Genomic DNA, 23,596 nt, shown 5'->3' with positions numbered 1-23,596 from the left:
CCCCCGACCCGAAGGCCGACCGGTGCGGTTGTCGTAGTCGAAACTCAGAGCGCGGCCTCGGCCAGCTCCATCGGGTCGTTGTCGATGCCCTCGATGACCGTCTTGGTCGAGGTGAGCAGCGGCAACATGTTCTTGGCGAAAAAGGACGCGACGCCGATCTTGCCGTCGTAGTAGTCCTTGTCGTCGCCGGTGGCGCCGTCGTCCAGCTTCTGCAGGGCGATCTCGGCCTGACGCAGCAGCAGCCAGCCGATCAGCAGGTCGCCCACCGAGTACAGGAACCGCACCGAACCCAGGCCCACCTTGTACAGCTGGGTGGGGTCTTCCTGCGCACCCATCAGGAAGCCAGTGAGGGTGGCGGCCATGCCCTGCACGTCCTCCAGAGCCGTCTTGAGCAGCGCACGCTCGGTCTTGAGGCGACCGTTGCCCGCCTCGGACTCGATGAACGAGCTGATCTGGCCGGCGACGTGGGCCAGAGCCTGCCCCTTGTCACGGATGATCTTGCGGAAGAAGAAGTCTTGCGCCTGAATGGCCGTGGTGCCCTCGTACAGGGTGTCGATCTTGGCGTCACGGATGTACTGCTCGATCGGGTAGTCCTGCAGGAAGCCTGAACCACCGAGAGTCTGCAGCGACTCGGTGAGCACGCCGTAGGCGCGCTCGGAGCCCACGCCCTTGACGATGGGCAGCAGCAGGTCGTTCACCTTGTAGGCCATCTCCGAGTCGGCGCCGGAGAAGAGTTGGGCGGCAACGTCGTTCTGGTAGGTGGCGGCCAGCAGGTACACCGCGCGCAGACCCTCGGCGTACGCCTTCTGGGTGAGCAGCGAGCGACGCACGTCGGGGTGGTGGGTGATTGTCACGCGCGGGGCAGCTTTGTTGGTCATCTGGGTCATGTCGGCACCCTGCACGCGGATCTTCGCGTACTCCAGAGCGTTGAGGTAGCCGGTCGACAGGGTGGCGATGGCCTTGGTGCCCACCATCATCCGAGCATGTTCGATGACGTCGAACATCTGCGCAATGCCGTTGTGTACCTCGCCCACCAGCCAACCCTTGGCCGGGACGCCGTGCTGACCGAAGGTGACCTCACAGGTGGCCGAAACCTTCAGGCCCATCTTGTGCTCGACGTTGGTGACGAAGACGCCGTTGCGCTCGCCGAGCTCACCGGTCTCGTGGTCGAAGTGGAACTTGGGCACGAAGAACAGCGACAGGCCCTTGGTGCCCGGACGCGCGCCCTCGGGGCGGGCCAGCACCAGGTGGAAGATGTTCTCGGTCATGTCCTGGTCGGCGGAGGTGATGAAGCGCTTCACACCGTCGATGTGCCAGCTGCCGTCCTCCTGCTGCACGGCCTTGGTGCGGGCGGCGCCCACATCCGAGCCGGCATCGGGCTCGGTGAGGACCATCGTTGCGCCCCAGTTCTTCTCGGCGCAGATCTTGGCCCACTCTTTTTGCTCGTCGGTGGCGTTGTCGTAGAAGATCTGCGAGAAGCCGGCGCCGGCGGCGTACATGAACAGGGCCGGGTTGGCGCCCAAGATCTGCTCGCCCAATGCCCAGTAGAGGGTGCGGGGGGCGGGCATGCCGCCGAGCTCCTCGTTGATGCCCACCTTGTCCCAGCCGGCGTCGATGAAGGTCTTGTACGACTTCTTGAACGCCTCGGGGATGGTCACCGAGTGGGTCTCCGGGTCGAAGACCGGCGGGTTGCGGTCGGATGAGGTGAACGACTCGGCGATGGGACCCTCGGCCAGGGCCACCACCTCCCGCAGCATGTCCTCGGCGGTCTCGCGGTCGAGGTCGCCGAACTCGCCGCTCTCCAGCACCTTCTCCAGTCCGAACACCTCGAACAGGTTGAACTGCAGGTCGCGCAGGTTGCTCTTGTAGTGGCTCATGATGCGTTCCTTTGTGTTCCCGGGGCTGAGTGGAGGTGAGTGCAGGTGGGAGTAGCAGACGCGATGTTACTCACCAGTAATAAAGACGAATATACCGGCGCCGCACACCGGAGACAACTCCCTTGCCCGCCTTGTGTTAAAAGTCCCTGGGCGGGTGTGCGCGGGGTGTGGGCCACTTTCGGGATCGGGCGGGTCGGCCCAGCTCAGGCCAGGCGTTCGCGCAGCAACGCCAGATCGTCGGCCAGGCCTTCGCCGGGGGTCTCCAGGATCACCGGGGCGCCTGCGGTGCGCACCACCTCCACCAGCACGTCGGTGTCGATCTCCCCGTCGGCGAGGTTGGCGTGCCGGTCGCGGCCGGAGTCGAACTCGTCGCGCGAGTTGTTGAGGTGGATCAGATCGATGCGACCGGTCACCCCACGGATCCGCTCCACCAGGCCGACGAGGTCTTCGCCGCCGGCCCAGGCGTGGCAGGTGTCGAGGCAGAAGCCGGCGTCGGGGAACTCGCCGACCGCGGCCCACAGTCGTTCGATTGACTCGAAGGTGCGCGCCATGGCGTGCTCCCCGCCCGCGGTGTTCTCGATGAAGATCGGCACCGCGAACCCGCCCTTGTCGGCCTGGCGTTCGAAGAGCTTGCGCCAGTTCTCGAATCCCTCGGCGTCGTTCTCGCCGTCGCGCAGATGCCCGCCGTGCACCACCAGCCCGATGGCGCCGAGTTCGGCGGCTGCGGCCGCCTGCACCTCCACGGCCTTGCGTGAGGGCATGCGCAGTCGGTTGTTCAGACTGGCCACATTGATGATGTAACTGGAGTGCACCACCACGTCGATGGGTGACTGACGGATCCGGTCGGCGTCTGGATGTTCCTGCGGCGCAGGCATTTTCCGGTCCTGCGGATCGGTGACGAACATCTGGAACAGGTCGGCCCCGAGGTCGGTTGCCGCGCGGAGTGGATCAGCGTCGGATCGGACGTGCGCTCCCAGTTTCATGGCCACCACGATAGAGGTGCCCTCACCGGCTGATCAGTTCCGCGGCCTTCTCGCCGATCATGATCGCCGGCGCGTTGGTGTGGCCCCGGATGATGGTCGGCATCACCGAGGCGTCAGCCACCCGTAGGCCCTGCACGCCACGCACTCGCAGCTCGCCGTCGACCACCGCCCGATCGTCGTTGCCCATGCGTGCGGTGCCCACCGGGTGATACAGCGTCTGGGTGTCGTTGTTGATGGCGGCTTCGACGATCTCGTCGCGGCTTGCCGAGGCATCGATCTCCGGGCGTAGGTATCTCGAGCCGGTGATCTCGTTGAGTGCGGGTGCCTCGAAGAGGTCGGCGCACAACTGGACCCCGGCGGTCAGGGTGGCGCGGTCCAGGCCCGCCTCATCGGTGAGATAGCGCGGGTCGATGCGCGCCTTGGCGAACGGATCGCCCGACCCCAACCGCACCGTTCCGGTACTACGTGGCTGCAGCAACACCGCGGCGATGGTGATGCCGTCCTCCTGGGCTTCCACCAGACCTTCGCCCAGGAACGGGCCGGGGACGAAGATGAGCTCGATGTCGGACAACTGGCTGTCGGGATCCAGGCCGGTCCGCACGAAGCCGTAGCTCTCACCGACGTTGGAGGTGAGCAGTCCGCGGCGGCGCAGGAAGTAGTTGGCCAGCGCCGGGATCTTGGTGCCCTGGTACAGCGTCTGCTCGTCGGTGGTGCGGGTGATGCCCGCCGCCAGATGGTCCAGCAGGTTGGCTCCCACCTCGGGGGCGTCGACGAGCACCTCGATGCCGTGCTCGCGCAGGTGCGCCCCGTCGCCGATGCCCGAGAGCATCAACAATTGGGGGGTGTTCACCGCGCCGCCGCACAGGATCACCTCGCGACGGGCCTCGATCACGCGTGTGGTGCCGCCGACCACCGCCTCCACACCCCTCGCGCGGGTGCCGTCGAACACGACCTTCGTCACGTGCGCCTGGGTCACCACCGACAGGTTGGGACGTGTGAGGGCCGGTCGCAGGTAGGCATCGGCGGTCGAGTCCCGAGCGCCCCGGTTCTGTGTCACCACCGTCTCGGTGAAGCCGTCCGGCGTGGCCGGGTTGGGTGGGGCCAGCCGATACCCGAGCTGGCGCGCCGCGTCGAGAAACCGGCCGTTGAGAGGGCTGGGGCTGCGCTGTTTGCTGATGTGCAGCGGGCCGTCGTGCCCGTGGTCGGGGTCGGTGGACCACGGCGTGTTCTCGATCTTGCGGAACGTCTTGACCACCTCGGCGTAGGACCAGTGCGGTCCGGCTGCGGCCGCCCAGCGGTCGTAGTCGTCGGCGAACCCGCGCACCCACATCATCGCGTTCAGCGAGCTCGACCCGCCGAGCGTCTTACCGCGCGGCCAGTAGATGTTGCGTTGCTTGAGTTCGGGTTGCGACTCGGTGAAGTAGTTCCAGTCGTAGTCGCCCTGGAACAGCTTGGCGAAACCCGCCGGGATGTGGATGAACTTGTCCTTGTCCTCGGCGCCCGCCTCGACCAGTGTGACCTGGGCGTTCGGGTCTTCTGACAAGCGAGCCGCCAGCACTGCGCCAGCCGATCCCGCACCCACCACCACGTAGTCGCTCATGGTTACCGACCCTATGGTTCGCGCAGGTCCGACGATGGCCGATTCGGTGGTTTCGGTGCGATCTGCGCCGGGTCACCATGCGATCACCGCTCGGTGTCGAAGTGACTCTGAGGGAAATCTCGGTCAAACTGTTGGTTCGACCCGGGTGAACACCGGGGAAGACAGCTTTGTGGGGAAGGTGCGTGCGTGTCGATTTCGGAGCCGCCGGTAAGAGCCGGCGAGACTGCAGAAACCGTCGTCGAGACCGTGGACACCGTGGAGTCAGTTGCCGTACCGCCCCGTAGATTCCTCGGGCTCGAGGCAAAACACTGGCGCCGCATCGCCTTGAGCGTGTGGTTCGTTGCCGTGGTCTACAAGGTCTCCACCGATGGCATCAGCTTCGATCGTGGCGGGCTGATCCTGCTGATGTGCCTGGGACTGGCTGCGGCCAGCATCGGTCGTCGCAACGTGTTCACCGTCATCCTCGACTGGCTGCCGTTCGTGCTGGTGCTGATGCTCTACGACTTCGTGCGGCGCTATGCCGAGTGGCTGGGCATGCCCACGCAGTGGCACCTGGGCCCCGACGTCGACAAGTGGCTGTTCGGCACCAACCCGACGGTGTGGCTGCAGTCCCATCTGAAGGAAGCCAAGCCGCCGTTCTGGGAAATCATCACCAGCTCGGTCTACATCTCCTACTTCCTGCTGCCCTACATCACCGCCGGGTTGCTGTGGCTGCGCGATCGCACCGCCTGGCGTCGTTTTGCCGCCGCCTTCGTCGCGACCTCGTTCCTGGCGCTGATCGGTTTCACCCTGCTGCCTGCCGCCCCGCCGTGGGCCGCAGCGCGTTGCACTTCGGTCGAGATCGCCGACGGTCCGCGTGAGGCGCCCTGCATGTTCGGCAACCCGCCGCCGTCGGGTGGCCTGCTGGGCCCGGTCGAGCCCACCCATGCCGGTGCCGCTCCGTTCGTCGAGCGGATCTCGGCGCGTGGGTGGGACAAGTTGGGCTTCAAGACGGCGTCGTCGATGCTGCAGGTCGGCCAGTCCAAGGCCAACCTGGTGGCGGCCATTCCGTCGTTACACGCGGGCCTGACCATGTTGGTCGCGCTGTTCATGTGGCCTCGGCTGCGGTGGTACGGCAGGACGGCGTTCATGGCGTACGCGTTCACGATGGCGTTCACGCTGGTCTACACCGCTGAGCACTACGTGCTCGACATCCTCATCGGCTGGGCGCTGGCAGCGTCGGTCATCGCCACCCAGCGATGGTGGGTGCGGCGTAACGACCGGCGACGCGAGGCTGCCGAGGCGGCGGAGTCCGCGCAGACCCCGGCGGTCGACCTAGGCAAGCGGGTCGCGGTCAGCGACTGAAGTCGATCTGTGCCGCGGCGTTGCTCACCGCGGTCACCAGCGCTGTGCCCACCGGCCCGGAGCGGTCGAAGAGGGTTGCGGTGCCCACAGCGATCCCGTCTGCGGTGAGGTGGGTGTCGGCTTGTACGCCAACATGGTCGCCGGCGGGTAGCCGTGTGAGTGCCACGGTCAGGTCGCAGTTGATGTAGCCGATGCCGTCGTCACCCCAGTTGGTCATCAGGCTGGTCGCCTCGGCTGCCACCACGACGTCGACGAAGGGTGAGTTCCTCTCGCCCTCGACCACGTCGATGACGCGTGACCACATGCGTTTGCGGCTGGCGTTCTGGTGATTGCGGATGTCGGGAGTCCAGCCCACCGCGTCGCTGCCGAACCAGCGAGGAGCAGTGTGGTCGTCGACCGGCGGGGTGAACTCATGCCTCGAGTGCCACTCGGTGCCCGGTGGTGCGTCGGCGCGACGCAGCTGGATCAGAGTGGCGTGCGCGACCAGCACGTCGCCCTGCCGCAGATCGGCCTCGTGGGTGCGGATGCGGCGACCCGCCCGCACCGTCCGTGTCTGCACCTGCAGCGGCTCGGTCTTGGCCGCTTTGAACAGGTCGACCGTGAGCCGGGCCGGAGTGAACTCGGCGTCGCCGAACTCGACCTCCAACGCTCGGGCAGCCACGCCTACCACGGCCGGACCACCCAACGTGTCGTGCGCCCAGCGTCCACGCGCGATCTGCGCAGGGGTGTAGTGCCCGTGGTCGTCGAGAGTGAAGAAATACCGGGGATCGCTCATCCCGTCATGGTGTCAGGTGGTGCTCGGTGTCTGGTGGTGCCCGGTGTCTGGTGGTGCCCGGTGTCTGGTGGTGCTCGGTGTCTGGTGGTGCTCAGCACCCGAAACGGTTCAGAAGGGTGGTGGGTTGGCGGTGTCCCATGAGTGCACCCGCAGCCCGTCGATGGTGACGGCGTCGGTGGCCACAGGTAGACACGTACACACGGTCGCGGCGGTGGCAGCCAGCGCCGCGGCGTTTCGGCAGTCGTCGAAGCACAGTTGTTGGCGGTGGACCACCGCAGCGCCGAGCAGCGCGGTTGCCTCGTCGGTGGCCCCACGGGTCCACAGGGCGTCGGCGGTGGTGAGGTAGATGGCCACCGCCGGATCGATCTTGTGCAGGTGCACCAGCGCCCACGCGTACAGCTTGGCGGCGTCGACGGTGTCGGCGCCGCCCGGGCCATGGGTGCGCCGGTACTTGCCGTACAGCTCGCGGCCGAGCGGTTCGGAGTCGGCCCACAGCTGCAGGTGGCACATGCAGCGCACCGCGTCATGCAGGTTGGACAGGTACATCAGCGAGTACGGGCCGTCGCGCCGCGACCGGATCTCACGCAGCACGCTGAACTCGGCCAGCGCCCGGGTGTAGTCACCCGAGGCCAGCAACGCCGAAGCCTCCACCTGCAGCTCGTCGATCATCACCTCATGATGACCGACCGGACTGCGCCACGTGGCGGAATCACGCGGCTGACCATCACCACCGGACCCCGGCCTAGAGTTGCCACGTGAGCGATCCCCATCACCACCACATCCACAGCCCGTCGGAGATCGCGGTGGAGCTGCGGCCGTTTGCCAGTCGCATCGTGGTCGGGTTGATCGCGGCGTGTGCCATCGCGGTCGCGATCAGCGCCGTGGTCCTGTGGCCGTCGCATCGCCAACACGAGGTCCCGGTGCAGTTCCAGTCGGCGGCCCCGGGTGGGCGCATCGACTTCGTCACCGGTGAGGTGGTGGCCCAGTCGCGGGCGGCCTGTCTCAACAAGCAGGCCGGCATGGTGCTCGCCGAGGCGGCCGCCGTTGCCCCCACCGCCGACGGTCCGTGCATCGACAGCACCGTGCGCATCACCTCCGGCAAGGACAAGGACGCTTACACGCTGCTGGAGGTGGCCACCAACCGGGCCCAGTCGGGCACCGCGCCCGGGCAGGTGCGCCAGGAGCTGTCGAGGTCGCAGCTGGACAAACCTCAACCCGGACAACCTGATCTGCAGATCGGGGACAAGGTGCGCCTCATCGCATCCCCAGGCGCCGACGGCAGTTCGACGTCGTACACCTTCTATGACTTCAGCCGCGGTAGGTCCACCATCGTCTGGGCGGTGCTGTTCGTGTTGGCCGTGGTGTTGGTGGCCGCCTGGCGCGGTCTGCGGTCGGTGATCGGATTGGTCTTGGCCTTCGTGGTGCTGCTGTACTTCGCGCTGCCGGCCATCTTGGACGGCGAATCGCCGGTGGCCGTGGCGCTCACGGCGTCAGCGGCCATCCTGCTGGTGGTCATCTACCTCGCCCACGGGGTCAGCCTGCGCACGTCGGCGGCGCTGCTGGGGACGCTGACCTCGCTGGCCGCCGCAGCCGTCCTGTCGTACCTGGCCGTGGCCACCATGAAACTCACCGGACTGTCCGGCGAGCAGACCACCAACCTGCAGGTGTACCAGAACGGCATCTCCACCGACGGAATCCTGTTGGCGGGCTTCATCATCGGTGCTCTCGGCGTGCTCAACGATGTGACCATCACCCAGGCGTCGGCCGTGTTCGAGCTGGCCTCGGGTGGGCGCAGCCGGCGCGAATCGTTCACCGCCGCCATGCGAGTCGGTCGCGACCACATCGCCAGCACCGTCTACACCCTGGTGTTCGCCTACGCCGGCAGTGCGCTACCGCTGCTGTTGCTGTTCTCCGTTGCGGGGCAGTCCTTTTCCGATCTGGCCACCACCGATACCGTCGCCGTCGAGCTGGCGCGGGCCTTCGTGGGCGGTATCGCCATCGCCGCATCGGTACCGCTGACCACCGGTATTGCGGTGCTGCTGGTGCATCGCCACGAGCGACCCGACAACCTGCGAGCACCGTTGGACCCCACCAAGATCGGGGTTGCCGGTCGCCACGCCCGCCGCGCCGAGTGAGGCGATCGGGTCAGCGGGTGGTCGGATCGACCGAACGCAACCGCACCCGCATCCGTTCGCGCAGCCCCGGGACGTAGAACTGGGTGCAGCCTCGACCGCCGATCTTGGCCGCGTACATGGCGATGTCGGCGTCACGCAGGATGTCGTCGGCGGTGCGGTCGTCGTGACTCCCGATCACCGAGACGCCGATGCTGGCGTCGATCTCCACCAGTTCGCCGTCGACCACGAAGGGTTTGTTGAGGGTGCGATGCAGTTCGGTGGTCAGCTCCTCGATGGCCGCCTGACCGGTCCGCCCGGCCACCACCGCAACGAACTCGTCGCCACCCACCCGGCCGATCACGTCCGACCCGCCCAGCAGCGACCGCAGCCGCCGCGCGGCCACCTGGATCACCCGGTCGCCTGCGCTGTGGCCCAGCGAATCGTTGATCAGCTTCAAGCGGTCGATGTCGATGAACAGCGTGGCGATCGAGGTGGGACGCGGGTTGGCGGTGAGCAGTTCGGTCAAGCGGGCCACCACGATGTCGCGGTTGGGCAGGCGCGTCAGCTGATCGTGCGTGGCGGCGAACTCCAGGCGCTCCCGGATGGCCCGCTGCTCGCCGATGTCGGAGAACGAACACACCACCGGTGAGGTGAGTGGCGACTCGGGATCCATCGGCCGCACGCTCATCGACACCCAGATGCGGCGTCCGCTGGGCAGGTCGACGCCGAGGATGCACCATTCGACGGGCTTGCCGGTGGTCAGCACCCGGGTGATCGGGTGCTCGGAGAACGGAACCGGTCGCCCCTCCTCGTCGAACGTGCGCAGACCCAGGTAGTTCAGCTGGTTGCCGTCGGGTCCGAAACGTGCGTCACGCAGCCCCGAGTCGGGGTCGAGGATGGAGCTGAGCTCGATGCCGATGATGCGTTCGGCTGCCGGGTTGAACGAGCTGATCTCGCGGTCACGCTCCACCACCAGGATGCCCTCGGCGATGGTCTCCACCACGGTGCGGAAGTGCCGTTCGGCTTGGCGCAGTGCGGTCTTGTCCGAACAGACCACCACGTACCCGTCGTCGAGCTCGGTCACCGCGACATCCACCGATAGCTCGGAACCATCTGCCGCACAATGGATCTGGGCAGTGGTGCCGCCGGCGGCGAGTACCGCCACCGGATCGAACTCCACACCGATGACCGACGAAAGGGGGCGGCCGATCACGTCGATGATCGCGCGGCGGTAGATGGTCTCGGCGGCGGGATTCCAGCTGGCCACCTCGCCGTCGAGGCTGATGGCGATCACCGCGTCGGTCACGTGCGAGACCACCGCCTCCTGGTACCGCAGGGCATCGCGCACGGCCACGCGGGCGCCCACGTCACGCAGGATCACCAGGAATGCGGGTCGGTCGTTCCACGAGACGCGGATGGAGGTGGCGTCGACGTCGATGGTCGAACCGTCCACCCGCACCATCGTGGCCTCCGAGGGCAGCGACGCATCGCCTTCGCCGACCAGGGTGGAGATGCGCTGCAGCATGGAGGGAATCGAGTCGGGGTGGACGAAGTCGGTGATGGGGCGGCCGACGAGCTCACGTTCGCTGCGTGCGCCGGCCCACTGCACACACGCCGCGTTGACGGCCACGATCACCCCGTCGGAGTGCACCACGATCACGTCGGGGTAGTCGACGAGCCGACCGTAGGAACCGTCGTTGACCGGCAGGTCGTCGAGCCAATGCTCGTCCCTGTCCTCGGTCATGGCGCCTCCTTGCGCATGGGTGGCCGCCGACCCTCGCCCGCAGCCTGGATTCCCCCGAAGAAACCGTGGCTCTCATTACAGCATTCCGTCGCGGTCGGCGCGATCAGTGCTGACACAACCGTGATCAAGAGCGCTTAATCGAACGGGGCATCAACCCGTGATGTCTCGCCGCACAGAAGGAAAAGGAAATGATTTCAGGATCGAAGATCGCGCGAACCTCAGAACACTCACCTGCCCCACCCGTGTCCATCACGGGCATCGGGACGGTCACCGGCTACGGCTGGTCCACGACCGAACTGTGGGACGGGTTGCTCAGCGGCAAACCGGCCGCCGAACTCACCGGCGGTCTGGGCCCCGACGGACGGGACGAGGGCTGGGTGGCGCGTGTGCCGTCCGGCGGCGACCCCGCCGACGGCGACAGCCTCTTCACCAGGGCTTTGCGTGCCGCCTGCCGTGAGGCGGTGGCCGATGCACACGCCCGCGGCTGGCGACCAGGGGCTCGGGTGGGCGTGCTGCACGCCACGGTCTACCCCGAGGTGGAGGCGTGGCGGGACTTCCACCGCAGTGACCGGTCGCTGCACACCGCGCGGGGGTTCATCACCCAGATGCCGTCCACCTCCATCGCGCTGATGATGAAGGAATTCGGTTTCCACGGGCCGTCGATGTCGGTGGCCGCCATGTGTTCATCGGGCAATGCGGGATTGATCACAGCGAAGATGTGGCTCGACGCCGGCGTTGTCGACGATGTGCTCTTGGTCTCGACCGATCTGTCGCTCACACCCGACACCATCGAGTCCTTCATCCGGATGGGCGTGGCGGTGGCCGACACCGACCCGCTCGACGCCTCGCGGCCGTTCCAGGAGGGCAGCCGAGGGTTCGGTCTGGGGGAGGCATCGGTGGCGATGGTGGTCACCAACCGACCCACCGACGGTCGATACGCCCGCATGTGGGGCGGCGCGATGACCCACGACGCGTTCCACGTCGTGTCCATCGACCCGTCGCACGAGCAGGTCCTCGGCTGCGTCTCCTCGGCCTTGGAGTCATCGGGGGTGGCGCCCGAGGAGATCCGGTACCTCAACGCACACGGGCCGGGCACCGCGCAGTGCACGGCCGCCGAGACCGAGGTGTTGGCGCGGTCGTTCGGTGACCGTCCGCAGGTGTACTCGGTGAAGCCGCTGGTCGGACACTGCCAGGGCGCGGCCGCAGGCGTAGAGATCGCGGTGGCCGCGATGAGTTACGACGCCGGGGTGATCCCGGCATCACCTCAGGTGGCACCGGGTCATCCGCGGCTGCTCGACGGGGTGACCACCCGGCAGCCGGGTCTGACGATGAAGACCTCACTGGGGATGGGCGGCCACAACGCCGCCGTGGTGCTCGGTGAGATCTGACGCGTGAGCGCTGGGATCGCCGTCAGCTCACCGGGCTGACGGCGATCCCGACGGTCGATGACTTACCGCGGAACAGGCTGCTCGCGGTCACCGCGACCCGGCCGACGAGCCCGTACTTGGCGATGATCGCCGACCGGGTGCGAGCGGTGCCTGCGTCGTCGAGCACCCGCGCCGTCGCCTCGACGGCCGGTCCGGCATTGTTGCCGGCCCGGTCGCACACGGCAAGGGTGACCCGCGGGGTGTTGTTGATGCGCTTGACCTTCCACGACTTCGCCTGGGTCCACACCAGCAGTTCGCCCGCATCGAGCGCGGCCCAGATCGCGGTCGGCTTGGGCCGCCCATCCTTGGTGAACGTGGTCAGCAGAACATATGTGGCTGTACCGATCTCGCCGAACGGGTTGGCAGTCATGCTGGGCAGACTACCTGCGGGGGCTGGTGATCAGTGCCGGTCTCCGACCGGTGGATCAGTGCCGGTCTCCGACCATGGTCGACTCGTCGAAGGGCTGCTTGCCGTCGAGCACCCGGTGCACCTGCTCGGCGTCGACGGTCTTGGTCCAGGTACCCACCAACAGGGTGGCCACCGCGTTGCCCGAGAAATTGGTCAACGCGCGGGCCTCGGACATGAACCGGTCGATGCCCACGATCAACCCCACACCGTCGACCAGTTCAGGTCGATGCGCCTGCAGACCACCAGCCAGGGTGGCCAACCCGGCCCCCGAGACCCCTGCGGCCCCCTTGGAAGCGATGATCATGAACACCAGCAGGCTGATCTGTTCACCCATGCTCAGCGGGTCGCCGGTGGCTTCGGCGATGAACAGCGACGCCATGGTGAGGTAGATCGCGGTGCCGTCGAGGTTGAACGAATATCCGGTCGGCACAACGACACCCACGGTGGAGCGGTCCACGCCGAGGTGCTCCATCTTTGCGATCAACCGCGGCAGTGCCGACTCCGAAGACGAGGTGGCCACGATCAACAGGTACTCACGCGCCAGGTAGCGCACCAGCTTGAAGATCGACATGCCCGCCGAGAAGCGCAGCAGCGCACCCAGAACGCCGAACACGAACACCACGCACGTGAGGTAGAAGGCCAGCATCAGAGCCAGCAGATGGGTGATGGCGTTCCAGCCGGTCTGACCGACCACGCCGGCGATGGCGCCGAATGCGCCGATCGGGGCCAGCCACAACACCATCGAGAGCACCTTGAAGACCACCTTCTGGATGGCCTCCACCCCACGCAGCACCGGCTCGCCCTGGGTGCCCAACGCCTGGATGGCAAAACCCACCAGCAGCGCCACGAACAGCGTCTGCAGCACGCTGCCCGCGGTCAGCGACGACACCAGCGTGTCAGGGATGATCGACTTGATGAAATCCCAGGTGCCACTGCCCTTCTCGGCGTTCTTGGCCAGGTCCTGCCCCTTCTCGGCCAGGCCGGAGGTGAGGTTGAGGCCGTTGCCGGGCTGGATCAGGTTGCCCACCACCAGACCGATCGCCAAAGCTGCGGTCGACATCGCCAGGAAGTAGATGAACGACAGCCCACCCACCTTGCCCACGGTGGCGGCCTTGCGTACCGATCCGATGCCCAAGACGATGGTGCAGAAGATGATCGGCGAGATCATCATCTTGATCAGGCTCACGAACAGCGTGCCGATGACCGCCATCTCCTTGCCCGCGGACGGCGCCAGCAGGCCCAGTGCGGCACCGGCCACCACCGCGATGATCACCGCGATGTAGAGCCAGTGGGTGCGGTCGCGGTGCGCCGGGCGGGTGGCCGGTGGACCACCGGCGTCGCCCCCTCCGGGGTGGGTCGGTCGGTTGTCGGTTGCGGTCATGATGCTCCTTCACGTCACGCCGGAGTGCGCCCGGCGATGGGTCTGTCGAACAGCATGGACCCGGCTGTGATGGTGGTCACGGTTGTTTGCATTACGTTCATGGCATGAAGCGGTGGTGGCCACGCAGCCTGGCCGGGCAGGTGTTCACGGTGCACGTCGTCGCGGTGCTGGTGCTGGTGGTGACGGCCGGATCGCTGGCGGCCTACGACGCGCGACGCGACGGCGATCGTTCCGCGCGCGATCAGGTGCGAGCGGTGGCGGTGGCGCTGGCCGACGCACCCTCGACCGCTGCGGCCATCGAATCCGGAACCGCCACAGCCCAACTGCAACCGGTCACCGAGCAGGTGCGCGACGAGACCAGCCTGGCGTTCATCACCATCATGAGTCCCGACCGGGTGCGTTTCACCCACACCAACCCCGCCATGATCGGCGGCCGGTTCGTCGGCACCATCGCCCCGGCGTTGGCGGGGCGGGTGTTCACCGAGACCTACACCGGCACACTGGGTCCCTCGGTGCGGGCGGTGGCCCCGGTACGTGACCGCTCCGGCCGCGTCATCGGGTTGGTGGCCGCCGGCATCACCACCTCCACCCTGGCCCAACGGTGGCTGGGTCAGCTGCCGGTGATCGTCGCGATCACCGTCGCGGCGCTGGTGGCCTCGCTGGTGGGTGTCTGGGCCATGCGTCGTCGGCTGCTGCGGCAGACCCACGGCCTGGCCCCCGAGGAGTTGCGGGTCATGTACGAACACCACGACGCGGTGCTGCACGCGGTCAACGAAGGTCTCGTCGTCGTCGACGACGGCGCGGTGGCGCTGGTCAACGACGAGGCGCGCCGGCTGTTGGGCCTCGGTGACGGTCCGGTGCGCCTGGCTGATGTGCCCGAGTTCGTCTCGGCTGCAGCCGATCCCGATGTCGACCCCGAGTCGATCCGGGACGAGGTGCACGTGACCGGCGAACGGGTGTTGGTGGTCAACCGATCCTCGGTGCACGGGCCACGCGGAACCCGCAGCGCGGTCATCACGGTGCGCGACCGCACCGAATTGCAGGGTGCACTCGGCGAATTGGACTCGCTGCGAGTGTTCGCAGAGTCACTGCGGTCCCAAGCCCACGAATCCGCCAACCGGCTGCACACCGTGGTCGGTCTCGTGGAGATGGGTCGGCCTGCCGACGCCGTCCGGTTCGCCACCACCGAACTGCAACTGTCGCAACATCTCGTCGACCGGCTGACCGCGGCGGTGGCCGAACCGGCCCTGGTGGCGTTGTTGCTGGGCAAGAGCGCACAAGCCCACGAGCGAGGTATCGCCCTGGCCATCACCGAAGAGACCCAGCTGGACCCGCCGTCGGACAGCGAAGCCGAGCCCGCGCTGTCGGGGTCGGAGTTGGTCACCGTCGCAGGCAATCTCATCGACAACGCCCTCGACGCCTGTGACCGTGCCGACCCGTGGGTGGAGGTGACCGTGCGGCAGGACGCCACCGAGCTGGTGATCCGGGTGGCCGACAGCGGCCCCGGGATGGATCCGGCCGAGTTGGACCGGGCTCGTCGACGCGGCTACTCCACCAAAGCGGCAGGGCCGCATGGTGGTCGAGGTCTCGGGCTGGCGTTGGTGTCGCAGGTGGTCAGCCGCCATGGGGGCAGCATCGGCGCGGAGATGACCTATGGATCGGTGGTCACGGTACGGGTGCCCCGGTGATCCGGGCACGGGTGCCCCGATGATCCGCGTGCTCATCGTCGAGGACGAGCCGTTGATCGCCCAGACACATCAGACCTATGTCGAACGGCTGACCGGGTTCGGTGTGGCCGGGGTGGCGCACACCGCGCAGGCTGCGTTGCGCCAGGTCGCGTCCGCCGCGGCCGAGGGCGCCCCCATCGACGTGGTGCTCCTCGACATCGGGTTGCCCGACGCCAGCGGGCTGGAGTTGGCCTCGGCGCTCTCAGGCCAACGGCCGGTCCCCGACATCGTGGCCATCACCTCCGAACGTGACCTCGCGGTGGTGCGTGACGCCGTGGCGCACGGGGTGTTGCTGTACCTGCTCAAGCCCTTCACCTTCGCCGCGTTCGCCGAGAAGCTCGAGCGCTACCGCGGGTACCGCGCCGCCCTGACCGCGGGAACCGACGCGGCCGGGCAGGCTGAGGTGGACCGGGCGATGGCGGTGCTGCGTGGCTCAGATCAGCGTGCGTCGGCTCCAAGCGGGACTGCGCCGCACACCGCCGAGCAGATCGCGCGGCTGGTCCGTGACAGTGCCGACGGGCTGACCGCGGGGGAGGTGGCCACCGGGTTGGGCGTCTCGCGGGTCACCGCGTGGCGTTACCTGGAGCGGTTGGCCGAGGACGGGGTGGCCGGGCGACACACCGAGTACGGGCGAGCCGGCCGCCCGCAGGTGCGTTATCGCTGGCAGCACCGACGTTCGGTGCGATGATCATGTGATGCGACTGCGAGATCGACCCACCGTCGAGGAGACGGTGCTGGTGCCTGCCGACCCGCAGGCGGTGTGGCAGCTGGTGACCGACATCGAGTTGCCCACCCGCTTCGACGGGGAACTGCAACGGGTGCAGTGGGTTCCGGGTTTCGATCGGGTGGCGCTGGGCGCCCGCTTTCGCGGCACCAACACCAGCGAACAGATGGGCACCTGGACCACCGAGTGTGAGGTGGTCGACCTCGAGCCCGGTCGCCGCTGGGTGTGGGCGGTGCGCTCGGAGCCCGAGCCGCTGGCCCACTGGGGGTTCGAGGTGGAGCCGTCGAGTCGCGGCACCGTGGTCCGGCAGTTCGCCAAGATGGGCACCGGGTTCTCCGGCATCACCATGGCCATCGACGACGCCCCCGAACGCGAGGGCCGCATCGTCGCCTACCGGCTGGGGGTGTGGCGGCAGGGGATTCTGGCCAACCTGGCCGGGATCGCGGCCGAGTTCGAGCCGGGAGCTTCGGCCAGGTAACGGTCGGGTGCCGATTCAGGGCCCAAATCGGGCCGACGTGTCCTTGACCAGGCACGATGCCGATTCTAGGTCATCTGACCACAGATAGCATCGGGTCATGACTAACGCACCCTCAATCACAGACCAATACCGCTCGGCCGTGCGCACCGGGCTCATCGTCAACGCCGTGATCGGAATCGTCCTCGGGATCATCGCGCTGGTGTGGCCCGGGCCCACCCTTCTCGTCGTCGCCATCACCTTCGGTGTCGCGCTGCTGTTCTTGGGCGTCTACCGACTGGTCAGCGCGTTCGCAGCTACCGGTGTGTCCGGCTGGACCCGAGTGCTGTTCGCCATCTTCGGCACGATCATCTTCGTGGCCGGCTTCGTGGCGCTGGTGCACCCGGGATCTTCGCTCACCCTGCTCGCGCTGATGATCGGCATCGGCTGGATCTTCGATGGCGTCTACGACCTGGTGACCGACCGTTCCGGCTGGTACCACGCACCGCGATGGCTGATCATCCTCTCCGGCATCGTGTCGATCCTCGCCGGCGTCGTCGTCATCGCGCTGCCCGGTCTGGCGATCGGCACCTTCCTCATCTTCGGTGCGATCCTGCTGATCGTGGTCAGCGTGGTCAGCTTGTTCACGTTGCCCAGCGTCAGCCGCCGGTGACGCCGGAGGTGAGCTTGCTCGTCTGATCGCTGCAATAGGCACCGGTGGCTGCGGCAGCGAAACTCAGCGGCTTGCTGGCATCGCCGGAGAATGCGCTCGACAGGTCGGCGGTGATCGACGTGACGCTCTTGCCGGCCTTGAGGTCGGCGCAGACCTGCTTGCCCTTCGAGATGTTCTCCGAATCGCTGCCGAGGGAGACACCGACGTTTTTGATGGTCGTCAAGAACGCGGTGTCCTTGGCTCCCGATTTGGCTGAGTCGGAGCATCCGGCGACAGCTCCGATGTACAGAACAGCGGCGGCAGCGGCCAGCGCGACGCGACGTGAGGTGATGGACATGGGTCTCCCTGTTCGATGGGTGATCCGTACGCGGGTACGGGCTGTGGGAATATAGCTGACCCATCGGTCAGGTTCGATCGGCACCGTCGGGTGTGCGCTGTGCGGCTGCCCACACGCGAGCCGCGTTCATCGGGATCTCGTACAGGCGGATGTCGATGGCGTCCCGGATGGCATTGGCCAGCGCCGGCGCCACCGGGTTGTAGGGCGCCTCGCTCATCGACTTGGCCCCCAACGGGCCGATGCTGTCGTGGGTGTCGGCGAAGTAGACCTCGCTGGTGGGCACGTCGGACAGGCGTGGGATGTGGTAGTTGCGCAGAACGGTGGTGCTCACCGCGCCGGACTCGTCGAGCATCATCTGTTCGTAGAGGGCCGACCCGATCCCCTGGGCCACACCACCTTCGATCTGTCCGCGACACTGCTGCGGGTTCAGCACGGTCCCGGCGTCGGCGGCGTGGACCGACTGCAGGATGCGCACCCGGCCGGTGGGCGTGTGCACGGCCACCCGGAACCCGTGGACGTTGAACACCACGGTGCGCGGGGTGCCGTCGTGTCGTCCGGTGGCGATCAGGCCGCCACCGGCTGTCTGCGCGATCTGGGTCAGGGTCGATGATGCTGCGCCGCAATGCACTCCGTCGGAATCCAGTGTGCAGGCCGTTGGGTCGCCGCCCAGCATGGGCGCGGCTGTGGCGATGACCTGCGCCGCCAGCGCAGTTGCCGCGCGGTGAACCGCGGTCCCCGCCACCAGGGTGCCCGCCGATCCGAACGCGCCGGTGTCGTGCCCCACCGCGTCGGTGTCGGACTGGTACACCGTGATCGCCGACGGACTGGTGTGCAGGGCTCGGGCCGCCAACTGGGTGTGCACAGTGGTGGTCCCGTTGCCGAACTCGGCGGTCCCCACTGAGACCAGATAGGTTCCGTCGCTGCGCAACTCGACGCTCGCTTCGGCGACATGTCCGCGCGGTGGCACGCTGGCGATCATCGCCACCGCCACTCCCTGCCCGATGCGCCAGTCCGGGTGACCGGCCACCTCGGCGCCGCTGCGGACCGGATCGGCGGCCCCGTCGGTGAGGGCGGACTGCACCAGATCCAGACACTGGTCCAGGCCGTAGCTGCCGAAGCCGAGGTCGTCGTCCTCGACCGTCCAGGTGACGAAGTCGTCGCCAGGCACGATCACGTTGCGCCGCCGCAACGCGAACGGGTCGACCCCGAGTTCGCGGGCCAATTCGTCCAAAGCGCATTCGATCCCGAAGATCACCTGGCCCAGCCCGTAGCCGCGGAAGGCACCCGCCGGCAGGGTGTGGGTGTAGGCGGTGCGGGCATCCACCCGCTTGTTGGGTACCCGGTACAGCGCCACCGATTCGCTGCAGCCGTGGAACATCACACTGCCGCTGTGGTTTCCGTACGCGCCGGCGTTGTTCAGCACGTCGACGGCCATGGCGGTCAGGGTGCCGTCGGGGCGTGCGGCAGCGGTCACCTTCACCCGCATGGGGTGTCGGCTGGGCGCGGCGATGAACTGGTCGGTGCGGCTGAACTCGTAGGCGGCCGGCCGGCCGGTACGGATGAGCGCCAACAGCACCAGGTCCTCGGTGAGGAGTTCCTGCTTGCCACCGAACCCGCCGCCCACCCGGGGTGCCAGCACTCGCACCTGATCGGGATCGAGGCCGAAGACGTGGCACAGCTCGTCACGCACCAGGAACGGCACCTGGGTGCTGCTGCGCACCACGTACCGACCGGCCGCGTCGCGCCATCCCACGGCGGCATGCGTTTCCAGGTGCGTGTGCTGCACGCGAGCGTTGCTCCACGTGCCGGTGACCACCGCGCCGCCGACGGCCCGGGCTTGCGCGACACCGGCGTCGACATCACCCACCTCGCCGTGCACCTCGGCGACGAGGTTGCGCTGCGGGTCGGCGATGCGGTGCACGGCGGCGTCCTTGTCGCCGTGCACCAGCGGCGCCCCTGGCGCCAGGGCCTCGGCCGGATCGAACACCGCCGGCCGCACCCGATAGGTGACGGCGATGGATTCGATTGCGCGAGCTGCGATGTCGGGGGAGTCAGCCACCACGGCAGCCACCCGCTGGCCGACGAACCGCACGGTGGTGTCGAAGACCCGGGTGTCGTCGGGGTCGTCGTCCCGGTTGTGGTGGCGTGCGGTGGAGAACAGGACCCCGGGATCGTCCAGGTGGGTGAGCACCGCCCGCACCCCGGGTAGCGCCTGCGCGGTGGTGGTGTCGATCGCGACGATGTCGGCGTGCGCGTGCGGGCTGCGCAGCACCGCGATATGGCCTGTGTCGCTGGGCAGTTCGTCCATCGTGTAGCGCTGCCGGCCGGTGACCACCGCGGCTCCGGCAGGCGCCCGAGGAGACTCTTCCGGCTGTGCGTCCTGGGTGATCGCTTGGGTGATCGCCCGGTAACCGGTGCAGCGACACAGGTTGCCCTTGAGGCTGTGGTCGAGGTCGAGGCGTTGCGCATCGGTGAACGTGGCTGCGGTGGTGATGAATCCGGCTGTGCAGAAGCCGCACTGAAAGCCCGCGGCCGCACAGAAGCGTTGCTGCAGCGGGTGCAGGTTCTCGGGGGTGCCCACCGCGGCGACGGTGCTGATCTGGGCGTCCAGCGCCCGAAACGCCGGGACGAGACACGAGTGTTGGGCGCGGCCGTCGATCACCACCGTGCACGCGCCACAGTCGCCGGAGTCGCATCCCTTCTTCACCTCGACGCACCCGTGTTCGCGCAGGTAGGTGCGCAGGCACTGCCCCGCTCGCGGGGTGGCGTCGAGAGACCGACCGTTCACCTTCATCAGCGGTGCGCCCCCAGATGCCTGCCCAGTGCGGTCACGACCTCGGCGACGAGGTGTCGGGTGACACCGCGCCGCCAGTCCGGGGTTCCGTGGGCGTCGGCGTGGAAGGCGCTCTCGGGCAGGGCGGCGTCCACCACGGCGGCCACCGTCGCCGGATCGGATCGATCGGTGGTGATCGCGTACGGGCGTCGCGTCGCCGCGCTCACCGAGATCAGCAGACCGCTCTTGGTCACCCGGCCGATCACCAATGACCCCGAACGCCCCAACCGCGCATAGGACGCCGTGCGCAACTCGGTTGGTGCGATCAGGGCCTCGGCCGGAATCATTATGGAGCGCAACACATCTCCCACAGCGAGGCTGATCATCCCGGCGTCGATCACCACGTCCTCGATCGAGACGACGTCATCGGAGCCGTCGGCGCGCCACACCAGCAGCTGCGCGTCCAGCGCCGAGCACAGCGAGATCATCGATCCGGCGGCCAATCCGGCGCAGATGTTGCCGCCGACGGTGGCTGCGTACCAGATCTTGTACGACGCCAGCAGGGCATTGGCGCACTCGGCGAACAGATGCGTTGCGCGCCAATCACTCGGGTAGTCCGCGGTGATCAGGCGGTCGATGGTGCAGGTGGCCCCGATCGTCAGACCCGCAGCGCTGATCTCGAGGTCAGGCCAGCCCAGCGCGGTCAGGTCGACCAGCCGCCGCAACCGTGGATTGGGTTCGCCCATCAGCGATGTACCCCCGGCCAGCAGACCGTCAAACGCGGTGAGACCGGCCAGCTCGGCCCGGCTCTGCGGCCGGACGACCTCGTCGACGAAGTGTTGGTCCATCAGCCCGCCCGGGCCACCAGCGCAGCGCGCTCCCGCGCCACGTCGCGGGCCACGATGTCGGCATCGACCGTGACCAGCGTGTTGTCGGCCATCACCGAGACGCCGTCGACCCAGGAGTGGCGGATCGGAGGTTGTGAGCCGAGCACCAGCGCCGCCACCGGATCGTCGATTCCGCTGTGGCCCAACGTGGTCAGATCCCACAGCACCAGGTCGGCCAGCTTGCCCACCTCGATGGACCCGAGATCGCCATCCCGGCCCAGCACCCTGGCCCCGCCGATGGTGGCCATCCGCAACGCATCTCGGGTGCTCAATGCGGTGGGTCCGCCGATGGCGCGGGCGAACAACACCGACTGGTGGGCCTCGTCGAGCATGCGGGCCGACTCGTTGGAGGCCGAGCCGTCCACCCCGAGTCCCACCGGCACCCCGGCGGCCAACAGGTCACGGCTGCGGGCGATCCCGGCGCCCAACCGTCCGTTGGAGGTGGGGCAGTGCGCCACCGCGCTACCGGTGCGCGCCAGGGTGGCGATGTCGGCGTCACCGAAGTGGATGCCGTGGGCAAACCACACGTCCGCACCCAACCAGCCCAGCGACTCCATGTATTGCATCGGGGTGCAGCCGAACTTCTCGGCGCAGAAGGCGTCCTCGTCGGTGGTCTCGGCGAGGTGGGTGTGCAGACGGACACCGCGTTCCCGCGCCAGTTCCGCGCTGGCGCGCAGCAGTTCGCCGGTCACCGAGAACGGTGAGCACGGCGCCAAAGCCATCGTCACCATCGCGTCACCGGCGGGGTCATGCCATCGGTCGATCGCGGTGGCACTGTGGTCGAGGATGGCGTCGATGGTCTCCACCACCGAGTCCGGTGGTAGCCCGCCGGCACTACGGCCGAGGTCCATCGAACCCCGCGTGGCGGCGAACCGGATGCCCACCGACGTCGCAGCGGCGATCTCGGCCTCCAGCAGATCGCCTGCGCCGCTGGGAAACACATAGTGATGATCGGTGGAGAAGGTGCAGCCGGAGGCGGCCAACGTGGCCAGGGCCGCGGTGGCGCCGGTGTGCACGCCGTCGGCGTCGATGCCCGCCCACACCGGATACAGGGTGGTCAACCATTCGAACAGGGTGTGATCGGCGGCCAGCCCGCGGGTCAGCCACTGATACAGATGGTGGTGGGTGTTGATCAGGCCGGGGGTCAACACGCAGCCCCGGCCGTCGATCACGGTGGCGTCGGGAAAGGCCGCAGCAGCAGCCGTACCCGCGGCCCCTGGTTCGACGATGGCGATGCGGTTGCCGTCGATCACCACCGTCGCATCGGAGTACTCGGTGCCGGCGCCGTCGCAGGTGATCACCTGGGCGTGGTCGATGCGGACGCTCATCTGCTCACCGTACGTCCGTGCTCTGGGCGCGGCAGGATGAACGCATCAGACCGTGAGGCTGCCGTCGACCACAGCGACGTGGGCCAGGCGGGCCGAGTTCCTCGTCACCGCAGGCCCAGCGGGACTACCCCAGCCAGCCGCGGTGCATCGTCCACGCCGGACCGGCGTCGGGGGCGTCGTCGCGGGTGACCGTGGCCTGGATCAGGCCGTAGGGGCGGTCGTCGGCGTTGAACACCTCGTTGGGATTGTCCAGGCCGAACGGCGACAGGTCGTAGACGAAATGGTGCTTGTTGGGTGCCGACAGCCGGATCTCGGCGATCGTGTCGTAGGCCTCGAGCACCGCCGCACCCATGGCGTACAGCGTCTGCTGCAGCGCCAGCGACTGCAGGGTGGCGAACTGCTCGACCATCAATGCCTTCACCCCGACATACACACTGTCCCAATCGATGTCGGTGGTGCAGAAGCGCCACTTGGCCACCAGTGACGTCGCCATCACGCGATCGCTTGTCGGCTGCAACACGGTGTAGCGGTCGGTGGGGAACCCGTGGAACTCTGATCCCGTGGACTTGAGGATGGTGAGGTCCTTGAGCCCACCGATCACCCACGTCTGCTGCTGCGCGCCGGTGCCCTCGACGGTGATCTCGGCGGTGCGCACCTCCTGTCCGCTGCGCACCCAGGTGTGGTCGTGTTCGGTCCCGTTGATCGACACCCGTTGCCAGGCGTATTCCTCGATCTCGATGCGGGCGCCGTGCACCGGTTCATGGTTGTCCACGAAGTGGTACGCCAGTTCCAGGCCGTAGCGCTCAATGGTCTCGATGCCCTTTTCCTTGGCGAAGGCGTAGGCGGTCTGCTTCTGGGTGTCGGTGGGCAACACGGTGGCCTGATCGCCCACGGTGTAGGCGGCGGCGAAGTCGCCGCGCAGGGTGGTGCCCACGTTGACGTCTTTGATCTCGTGGCGTGGGGTGTCCCGATAGATCCGCACCACCCGGTTCTCGGCTTTGCCGTACTGGTTGTCTCCCAGGATGATCGCCATGGTCTC

The 23,596-nt window shown here is 67.7% G+C and carries 20 protein-coding genes; 7 read left to right on the top strand and 13 right to left on the bottom strand.

Features of this window, described 5'->3' with window-relative positions; translation table 11 throughout:
* Positions 1-44 precede the first annotated feature (44 nt).
* From KIK15_RS11775 to KIK15_RS11765, 3 genes are all read right to left on the bottom strand, one after another.
* Positions 45-1,877 (bottom strand): acyl-CoA dehydrogenase, encoded by a 1,833-nt coding sequence (locus KIK15_RS11775; RefSeq protein WP_214244699.1) that lies wholly within the window; start codon positions 1,875-1,877, stop codon positions 45-47.
* Positions 1,878-2,080: 203 nt separating this feature from the next.
* Entirely contained in the window at positions 2,081-2,860 is a 780-nt protein-coding gene (locus KIK15_RS11770; RefSeq protein ID WP_214244697.1) for a deoxyribonuclease IV, read from the bottom strand.
* A gap of 22 nt (positions 2,861-2,882) precedes the next feature.
* Entirely contained in the window at positions 2,883-4,460 is a 1,578-nt protein-coding gene (locus tag KIK15_RS11765) for a GMC family oxidoreductase (protein WP_214244695.1), read from the bottom strand.
* A 255-nt stretch (positions 4,461-4,715) separates the two neighbouring features.
* Between KIK15_RS11765 and KIK15_RS11760 the strand changes: the two genes are divergently transcribed.
* Positions 4,716-5,804 carry a phosphatase PAP2 family protein gene (locus tag KIK15_RS11760; RefSeq protein ID WP_307851892.1) on the top strand — a complete coding sequence of 363 codons (1,089 nt, stop codon included), beginning with the start codon at positions 4,716-4,718 and terminating at the stop codon, positions 5,802-5,804.
* On the opposite strand, the gene KIK15_RS11755 is transcribed toward KIK15_RS11760, so the two are convergent.
* Together KIK15_RS11755 and KIK15_RS11750 are read right to left on the bottom strand one after the other, a co-directional pair.
* Positions 5,794-6,579: an acyl-CoA thioesterase domain-containing protein gene (locus tag KIK15_RS11755; RefSeq protein ID WP_214244693.1), complete on the bottom strand. Its 786-nt coding sequence runs from the start codon at positions 6,577-6,579 to the stop codon at positions 5,794-5,796. The genes KIK15_RS11760 and KIK15_RS11755 overlap by 11 nt on opposite strands.
* A 108-nt stretch (positions 6,580-6,687) precedes the next feature.
* Positions 6,688-7,248: a hypothetical protein gene (locus KIK15_RS11750; RefSeq protein WP_214244691.1), complete on the bottom strand. Its 561-nt coding sequence runs from the start codon at positions 7,246-7,248 to the stop codon at positions 6,688-6,690.
* An 86-nt stretch (positions 7,249-7,334) separates the two neighbouring features.
* Between KIK15_RS11750 and KIK15_RS11745 the strand changes: the two genes are divergently transcribed.
* Positions 7,335-8,714, top strand: a complete 1,380-nt coding sequence (locus KIK15_RS11745) for a YibE/F family protein (RefSeq protein ID WP_214244689.1) — start codon at positions 7,335-7,337, stop codon at positions 8,712-8,714.
* A gap of 10 nt (positions 8,715-8,724) precedes the next feature.
* Here KIK15_RS11745 and KIK15_RS11740 read toward each other — a convergent pair whose 3' ends face one another.
* Complete coding sequence (locus tag KIK15_RS11740; RefSeq protein WP_214244687.1) at positions 8,725-10,437, bottom strand: bifunctional diguanylate cyclase/phosphodiesterase; 1,713 nt, start codon at positions 10,435-10,437, stop codon at positions 8,725-8,727.
* A 242-nt stretch (positions 10,438-10,679) separates the two neighbouring features.
* Here KIK15_RS11740 and KIK15_RS11735 point away from each other — a divergent pair, with 242 nt between their 5' ends.
* On the top strand, positions 10,680-11,825 hold the full coding sequence (locus KIK15_RS11735) for a beta-ketoacyl synthase N-terminal-like domain-containing protein (RefSeq protein WP_307851857.1): 1,146 nt from the start codon (positions 10,680-10,682) through the stop codon (positions 11,823-11,825).
* A gap of 22 nt (positions 11,826-11,847) precedes the next feature.
* Here KIK15_RS11735 and KIK15_RS11730 read toward each other — a convergent pair whose 3' ends face one another.
* Both KIK15_RS11730 and KIK15_RS11725 read right to left on the bottom strand, forming a co-directional pair.
* Positions 11,848-12,234, bottom strand: coding sequence for a PPOX class F420-dependent oxidoreductase (locus KIK15_RS11730; RefSeq protein ID WP_214244683.1), 387 nt, complete (start codon positions 12,232-12,234; stop codon positions 11,848-11,850).
* Between the two features lie 55 nt (positions 12,235-12,289).
* Positions 12,290-13,654, bottom strand: a complete 1,365-nt coding sequence (locus KIK15_RS11725; RefSeq protein WP_214244682.1) for a cation:dicarboxylate symporter family transporter — start codon at positions 13,652-13,654, stop codon at positions 12,290-12,292.
* Between the two features lie 104 nt (positions 13,655-13,758).
* On the opposite strand from KIK15_RS11725, the gene KIK15_RS11720 reads away from it, so the two are divergent.
* The 4 genes from KIK15_RS11720 to KIK15_RS11705 all read left to right on the top strand — a co-directional run bounded on the left by KIK15_RS11720 (position 13,759) and on the right by KIK15_RS11705 (position 17,232).
* Complete coding sequence (locus tag KIK15_RS11720) at positions 13,759-15,342, top strand: sensor histidine kinase (RefSeq protein ID WP_214244680.1); 1,584 nt, start codon at positions 13,759-13,761, stop codon at positions 15,340-15,342.
* 19 nt (positions 15,343-15,361) lie between these two features.
* A complete protein-coding gene (locus tag KIK15_RS11715; protein WP_214244678.1) occupies positions 15,362-16,069 on the top strand; it encodes a response regulator in 708 nt (235 codons plus the stop codon).
* Between the two features lie 7 nt (positions 16,070-16,076).
* Positions 16,077-16,583 carry an SRPBCC family protein gene (locus KIK15_RS11710; protein WP_214244676.1) on the top strand — a complete coding sequence of 169 codons (507 nt, stop codon included), beginning with the start codon at positions 16,077-16,079 and terminating at the stop codon, positions 16,581-16,583.
* 97 nt (positions 16,584-16,680) lie between these two features.
* Positions 16,681-17,232 carry an HdeD family acid-resistance protein gene (locus tag KIK15_RS11705; protein WP_214244674.1) on the top strand — a complete coding sequence of 184 codons (552 nt, stop codon included), beginning with the start codon at positions 16,681-16,683 and terminating at the stop codon, positions 17,230-17,232.
* Here the strand turns inward: KIK15_RS11705 and KIK15_RS11700 are convergent.
* The 5 genes from KIK15_RS11700 to pucL form a co-directional block, all read right to left on the bottom strand.
* Positions 17,219-17,569: a DUF732 domain-containing protein gene (locus KIK15_RS11700; protein ID WP_214244672.1), complete on the bottom strand. Its 351-nt coding sequence runs from the start codon at positions 17,567-17,569 to the stop codon at positions 17,219-17,221. The two genes, KIK15_RS11705 and KIK15_RS11700, sit on opposite strands and share 14 nt — an antisense overlap.
* Before the next feature lie 67 nt (positions 17,570-17,636).
* Positions 17,637-20,363 carry a molybdopterin cofactor-binding domain-containing protein gene (locus tag KIK15_RS11695; protein WP_214244670.1) on the bottom strand — a complete coding sequence of 909 codons (2,727 nt, stop codon included), beginning with the start codon at positions 20,361-20,363 and terminating at the stop codon, positions 17,637-17,639.
* Positions 20,363-21,190, bottom strand: a complete 828-nt coding sequence (locus tag KIK15_RS11690; RefSeq protein WP_214244667.1) for an FAD binding domain-containing protein — start codon at positions 21,188-21,190, stop codon at positions 20,363-20,365. Before KIK15_RS11690 ends, KIK15_RS11695 begins: the two co-directional genes overlap by 1 nt.
* Entirely contained in the window at positions 21,190-22,557 is a 1,368-nt protein-coding gene (locus KIK15_RS11685; RefSeq protein ID WP_214244665.1) for an 8-oxoguanine deaminase, read from the bottom strand. The genes KIK15_RS11690 and KIK15_RS11685 overlap by 1 nt, the downstream gene beginning before the upstream one ends.
* 124 nt (positions 22,558-22,681) lie before the next feature.
* The gene (gene pucL, locus KIK15_RS11680) at positions 22,682-23,590 is read right to left on the bottom strand and encodes a factor-independent urate hydroxylase (RefSeq protein ID WP_214244663.1); all 909 of its coding nucleotides are present in this window, start codon (positions 23,588-23,590) and stop codon (positions 22,682-22,684) included.
* Positions 23,591-23,596: the final 6 nt, after the last annotated feature.

Source organism: Williamsia sp. CHRR-6 (assembly GCF_018474015.1).
Lineage (GTDB): Bacteria > Actinomycetota > Actinomycetes > Mycobacteriales > Mycobacteriaceae > Williamsia_A.
The sequence above is the reverse complement of the archived record's forward strand: the minus strand, read 5'-3'. Positions and strand labels throughout refer to the sequence as shown.